Raw genomic sequence first — 6,506 nt, forward strand, 5'->3', positions numbered from 1 at the left:
ACCGGTCAAGGTGTCGTCAGCCGATGTGCCGCGGATGTTGTCGTCGCCAGCTGTGCCAGCCAGCAGCGCGGTGGTGATAGCGGCCATATTCCAAATGGTGCCATCAGCAAATTGCACCTGCTGCACCGGGTTGAAGGGATTGGCCGTGCTGTCGTTATAGAAGAACCCGCTGATCGTGATCTTGTCAGTGGTGCCGGCGATGCTCAACTCCAGGCCCGCGTTAGAGCCGAAGCTCGGGTCGTACACCTGCTTTAGCACCACGTCGCTTGGCGCGACACCCGCCTTGAACTGCAAGGTATTGAGCTTACCGACCGTGGTGTCGTAGGTGTACGTCACCTGGTCCTGGCCATCGCCGCGGCCGAACAGGAAGGTGTTGTTGCCGGTGCCGCCACTCAGCGTGTCGTTGCCGGTACCACCATCCAGCACGTCGTCGCCCGCGCCACCGTCGAGGAAGTCGTTACCTGCACCGCCACTGAGAATGTCGTTGCCACTACCGCCGGCTAACGTATCGTTTGCGTCCTGCCCGAACAATATATCGGCGTTCGCTGTTCCGCTGACGTTGCCGGTCACCAGGCTCACATTCATTTCGGTCAGTACGGCTTGTAAGTCCGCATTGCCCGCGGCAGATTGCACCCATGTACGCAAGGTGCCGAGCCCATCCCAACCCCGTTGAAATAACTGTTTACCGGCAGCCTGATCCAATTCAATCAGATCGTAATACGCATTTTTTGCGTCGGTTTGTCTTGCTGTTTCGAGCTTGGTATTCAACCCCGAAAAATCAAGGGCAAACCCCGTTTGCGCATCAAAATTTAACTGGATGCTATCCATGTACGGCTTCAAACGCGTTTGCAGCAGCAACCCTTGGTACACCGATTGGCGCAGCGCATCATACGATTGGTTGATGGCATCGATCTGCGGTTGCTGCAACACTAAATTATCGCTGTTTATCACCAGCGGATCCGCCGCCCCCGCGCCGTTAAACGCATTTTGAAGGCTGTAGGTGAGGCTACCGATCTGTAGCGTTGTCGTAACGGCGTCGGTGTTGCCGTCGTTATTGGCATCTTGTGACTTCAATGAAAAATTAAAGAATTGTTGGTGGTTAAATATTTCTAAAATACGAGTTTTTGCCAGTGCTTCCAGTTTGGCATTGTCACTGAAGCGGCCCACGGTCAATTCGCTGCCATCGTACTGGCTACCTTGGTCGTTCACGACAAAATCGACGTTACGCTGAAGGGTATTTCCCCCCCAAGAATAAGTGAACTGCGTACTGTCGAGTCGATTCACCCAATCCTGCATCAGCGTGTTGGAGTTAGCCCAACTCCCCAGCAGGTTATCGAGCAAGGCCAGTTGCTGATCGCGCGTGGTGGCTTGATCGTACTGACGCAATATCGTTTCCAAGGCGGTGGACTGGGTTGCAGCCTCACGCAAATCGCGCACGGCGCCCGAACCTTGTAAGTTCGGCAAATCCTGCTCAGCAGCGGGAATCGGCAGCGCCGGGAATTGGCGATAGAACGGATTGGAGGCAAGATTTAAATTGGCCGCCGCGGACAACACATCGGCAGTGGTGTTGTCGTTCCAGGTAAAACTACCTTTAGCGGTTTCGATATTGCCGTTGCCGAGATTAAGTGAGACAGCTTGGTTGCTCAGATTGATCGATTTGATGCCGACCACACCATTCGGGCCGGTGATTGCATCCAGCGAGATCAACTCACCTGGATCGGTGATACCATTGCTATTGGTGTCTTTCCAGATTCTCAGCTGTGACCACTGCGCATCGCTCGAATCAATTTTACCGTCGTGGTTGCTATCGAGGTCGGCGAGTGCATCGAAACCGTTGAGCGCTTTGGTGCCGTCGCTTTTTACATACGCATCACCAAATAACTCAGTACCGTTATCGATTTGGCCATTGCCATTTTTATCGATAACCAAAAAACCATCCGTGGGCGCTATCCAGCCCGTACCGGTTTTGGTGCCGCTGCCATCTGCGTCGAATAATACCTGGCCATTGGCAGGCAGGGTTTCGATGCCATTACCATTGAGATCGAGCGCCAGTGGATCGCGGCGCGGGACGAATTGCACCGCACGCTGAAAAAAAGCATTTGTATTTGGGTCAACTCCTAGACGATCTAGGATGCTATTTCCATCCGACGAGAGCTGGGGAATTCTTCCATGTAATATGTCATCTAGACTTAATGTGCCATCGAGTGCACCGAGACCAATATCTAATATTGTATCGCTATGTTCCCAGGCAAACAGCGCGATCCCAAGCGCACCAACAACTGCCAGCGCAGGGCTGGCTTCGGCTATTCCAATTACAACGCCAACGCTTGCTATCAATTTTTCAATTTTTAAAGTAAGTGTGGCGACGTCCTCCCAACCGGCATCTCCAGCCTCCATCTTAGTCAACAATTCCGCGAATGCAGCGGGCACTGTTGCGTCACTTGTGATTACATTGGCATATGCCTGCCCATAACCTTTGTCAATATATTTTCCAAGCTGGCCAGCAAACATTTGTACGAGTGAAGCAACACCTTCCGCCGTCATGATAATCTCCCTGATTATTTAAGAAAAATAGAAACAATAATACACACAGCACCAACAAGAAAAAGCAACCTAAACAAACAACCCATCATATATGTAAGCGGAAATTTTTCACTTTTAATATCGACCGACGTGGGACGCTTTGGATTAAGCCTCCACTCCTTATATGCAATTTTGTCTTCCTTTTTTAGAATTAGCGTCGCCGTTTCAAGTGCGCCGTACACACTCATCACCACCATCACAATACCAAACTTCAGCAAAACCATAACGCATCCTTCGCAGTGATAAACACTCACATGAATAATAAATCCATATATCTCTCAAGCCAGGTAAAGCTTACTGATTTTGCACGACCTGGTTAAAGTTGCATGCTGAGCCGCCGTCGTACGTAGTAGCAAATATTTGTATGAGTGAGATAACACCTTCCGCCGCCATGACAATCTCCCTGATTATTTAAAGCAAATGGCAATAACAACACATATGACGCCAACAAGAAAAAGCAACCGAAATACATAACCCATCATGTATCGGAGCGGAAATTTTTCACTATCAAGATCAGCCAGAGTGGGGCGCTTTGGATTAAGCTTCCACTCCTGATATGCAATTTTGTCTGTTTTTGTTAGGATTAGTGTCGCTGATCCAAGTGCGGCGAACGCACTCATCAGCGCCATCATGAAACAAAATTTCAACAGACCCATAACACCTCCCTCGTAGTGATAAACATTCGCATGATTTATCAATCCATATATTCATCAAGATAAATGCAACCTATCCGGCTCGTATGGCTTATTTGACATCACGAACCGAACCACCTCACATAAAAAATACTTCAGCCCCCAGAGTTACAACTCTTAATTTATACATTAGGCTTTAGCGCCAACATACAGAAAATATTTTCAATGCACTCAATCGCGACAACAGCAGCAGCAACAACATCTCGCCAATCTTAGGCTTCTGTTCGAACGTCGCCTGTAATTTTTTGTCCGGTTGCTTAGGAAAAATACTCCAGAGACATGCTAGCATATTGCCTTTAGCCAGACAAAATACGACACATTTTTTAGCTTGACAAGTACAATTGCCGTGTATTTTGGCAATTATTTTTAATGCTTAAAAAATGATTTTATGCCTCTGAAGGATCAGCTGCCTCCACCATGAAAATCCTGTTCGTCCATCAGAATTTCCCCGGTCAATACCTGCATCTCGCACGCTTTCTAAGCGCTGACCCCAACCATGAAGTCGTGGTTATCACCCAGCGAAAAGCCGCGACCTTGCCCCGGGTCAAAACCATCAGGTATCAACCCAGTCGTAGGGTCACACCGAACCTGCATCACTATTTAGTGGATGCCGAGGCCGGCATATTGAATGCGCAGGCGGTTGTGCGCGCCGCGCTTGATTTAAAGCGATCCGGCTTCGTGCCGGACGTAATGCTGGGTCACAATGGCTGGGGCGAAATCTGGTACTTGAAGGAGGTTTATCCGCAAGTCCCCCTGCTCGGTTATTTTGAATTTTTTTATCACTTACGCGGTGCTGACGTGGATTTCGATCTCGAGGTATCGCCGCCGTTCGACAGCGGACCACGTCTGCGTACTAAAAATCTCGGTAACTTGATGGGACTCGATGCCGTCGATCTAGGGCAATGTCCGACCGAGTGGCAGAAGTCGCTGTATCCAAAACGCTATCAGTCACTGCTACACGTCATGCACGAAGGCGTCGATACACGCGCCGTGACGCCCGATGCCACCGCACACTTAAGGATTCCAAATACTGACATCGATATCGCGTGCGGCGACGAGATCGTTACGTATGTCGGACGCAATTTGGAACCGTATCGCGGCTTTCCGCAGCTGATGCGCAGCTTACCCACGATCCTGAGTCAGCGCCCGAATGCACGCGTGTTAATTGTTGGCGGTGATGAGATCAGTTATGGCGCGCGCTTGCCGGGAGGACGCACGTATAAGCAGGCGCTATTGAGCGAGCTAGGCGACAGCCTTGATCTTAATCGAGTGCACTTTCTCGGCAAGGTACCGTATTCGGTTTTTCTTAAAATTTTGCAAGTGTCCTGCGTACACGTGTATCTGACCTATCCGTTTGTATTGTCATGGTCGATGCTGGAAGCGATGTCGGCAGGTTGTGTGATCGTCGGCTCGAAAACCCAGCCCGTCGAGGAGGTAGTACGCCATGGAGAGAACGGCTTGCTGGTGGACTTCTTTTCGCCTGAGCAGATCGCGGATCGCGTGATCGATGTGCTAAAGGAGCCACGAGCGTTCGCCTCGCTGCGGCACAATGCACGTCAAACCATTGTGAATCACTACGACCTACAGACGATATGTCTGCCCGCGCATTTGCAGTTATTGCGAATGCTCGCAGACCGCTGAAAAATTCGACTCCAGCGACCCGAACCCGCCAGGCTTGATGCTTTTCAAGCATTCAGACTTGGCATATTTTTCAATGCACAACAAGTGGATGGCAACACCGCTCACTCCGGCACAGTGATACGAATATTGGCGTGAGCGCCCACCCCATTGCTTACATTCTGTGTTCGTATCGGCATCAACGAGAAAGGCCTAAATTTCTGCAGGCTTTTCTCTGTATTTCAAGGAAGCTTAATTTAAGCTCTGCAAATCCAGGCTCCCCAGGCTCGACGCCAGTTGAATCCGTGCATTCTGCCAACCAGCCAACGCAGCAATCTGCTGTTGCCGCGCATTGGCCAAGGCCGTCTGGGTCGTGATCAATTCCAGTATGCCTGCTACCCCTTTTGCGTAGCGCGCTTGTGCCGCCTCGAACGCTTGATTGGCGCTGTCGAGAATGTCCTGGCTGGTGCGTACATTTTCGGTGTCGACCTTTAACGTCTGATAATTGCTCCAGACACTGGACGCCACTTGCAGCTCGGTATCGCTTAAGCTGGCTTCCTTGCCTTCGACTTGTGCCTGGGCGCCACGAACCTGATAGGTGCGTGTAAAACCCTCGAAAATCGGGATGCTGAGTTCTATCCCAATCGAGCGGTCCCGGCTGGTCTCACCAAAATACTGCTGACCAGCACCGGCACTTTGCGGCTGATTGCTGTAGCTGTATTTGCCAACAAAACTGATCGTTGGTCGCCCCTGCGCCCGGACGACTTCTTCGTGGGCCTGGGCCGCCGCCAGCTCTGCCCGGGCCGCAATCAACGAAGGATGACGCTCTTCAGCCGTGCGCAGTAATTGATCGACGGACTGCACAAAGGACTCCTTGGGCAACATGACCTTATCTGCGTCGACCAAATGCAGGGAAGCGTTCGGGCGCCGCCCCATGTCGATAGCCATCAGACCCAACGCGGATAGCCAGTCACCCTCAGCTTTGTTGCGGTTGAAGGTGGCCTGCGAATACGATGTTTGCGCCTGCAACTGATCACTGAGCGAAGCCACGCCACGCTGCACTCGCATCGCTGCTGCGTCCAGGACACGCTTTGCATCCGCCTGGATATCTTGCGTCGCCTGCCTGTTTTTTTGCGCAACGAACGCGGCATAGTAGTCTTTGACAGTGTTGGCAAATACCGTCTGCAATGCACTGTCCTGCCCGGCCAAAGCGGAAGCCAGCAAGCTTTGCGCATAGTCGACGTTCGCCGACCTCGCGCCAAAATCGTAGAGTACCCATGTCAGTGTCAGTGCAGCATTCTGGTAGTTGCTGTTGGACTGGACATGGAACGGATTACCTGAAGTGCCATAGCTGGAAGTATGGTCTTTCGCCACTCCAGTGGTACCAGCTAACGTCGGCAGATAGGCGGCCTTGGAGACACCAACTTGCGCAGCTTGTGCTTTTACAGTGGCCCACGCCTCTCGGGTTTTCGGATTGTGGCACAAGGCGCTGGCGACGATATCGGGCAAGGTCAGCTCTGTCTTTGCGCCCTCCGCACAAGCATCCTGAATCGCCCCGGATTTTCTAGACACCCTGAAAGCTCATTGCGTAACGCTTTTCAAACTCTACCGGTG

Annotated in this window: 5 protein-coding genes; 1 reads left to right on the forward strand and 4 read right to left on the reverse strand. The window is 51.4% G+C overall.

The genetic code is table 11. The features are described 5' to 3' along the window. From UCMB321_RS31630 to UCMB321_RS28305, 3 genes are all read right to left on the reverse strand, one after another. Positions 1 to 2,544: calcium-binding protein (locus UCMB321_RS31630; protein ID WP_280806667.1), on the reverse strand; the 2,544-nt coding region annotated here is incomplete at its 3' end. Positions 2,545 to 2,558: 14 nt separating this feature from the next. Beyond that, the gene (locus UCMB321_RS28300) at positions 2,559 to 2,807 is read right to left on the reverse strand and encodes a hypothetical protein (protein WP_040071999.1); all 249 of its coding nucleotides are present in this window, start codon (positions 2,805 to 2,807) and stop codon (positions 2,559 to 2,561) included. Positions 2,808 to 2,990: 183 nt separating this feature from the next. Further along, positions 2,991 to 3,239 carry a hypothetical protein gene (locus tag UCMB321_RS28305; RefSeq protein WP_040072000.1) on the reverse strand — a complete coding sequence of 83 codons (249 nt, stop codon included), beginning with the start codon at positions 3,237 to 3,239 and terminating at the stop codon, positions 2,991 to 2,993. A gap of 453 nt (positions 3,240 to 3,692) precedes the next feature. On the opposite strand from UCMB321_RS28305, the gene UCMB321_RS28310 reads away from it, so the two are divergent. Continuing rightward, entirely contained in the window at positions 3,693 to 4,916 is a 1,224-nt protein-coding gene (locus UCMB321_RS28310) for a glycosyltransferase family 4 protein (protein ID WP_040072001.1), read from the forward strand. 228 nt (positions 4,917 to 5,144) lie between these two features. On the opposite strand, the gene UCMB321_RS28315 is transcribed toward UCMB321_RS28310, so the two are convergent. Next, complete coding sequence (locus UCMB321_RS28315; protein WP_167337472.1) at positions 5,145 to 6,401, reverse strand: TolC family protein; 1,257 nt, start codon at positions 6,399 to 6,401, stop codon at positions 5,145 to 5,147. Between the last annotated feature and the right edge of the window lie 105 nt (positions 6,402 to 6,506).

Source organism: Pseudomonas batumici (genome assembly GCF_000820515.1).
Taxonomy (GTDB): Bacteria; Pseudomonadota; Gammaproteobacteria; order Pseudomonadales; family Pseudomonadaceae; genus Aquipseudomonas; species Aquipseudomonas batumici.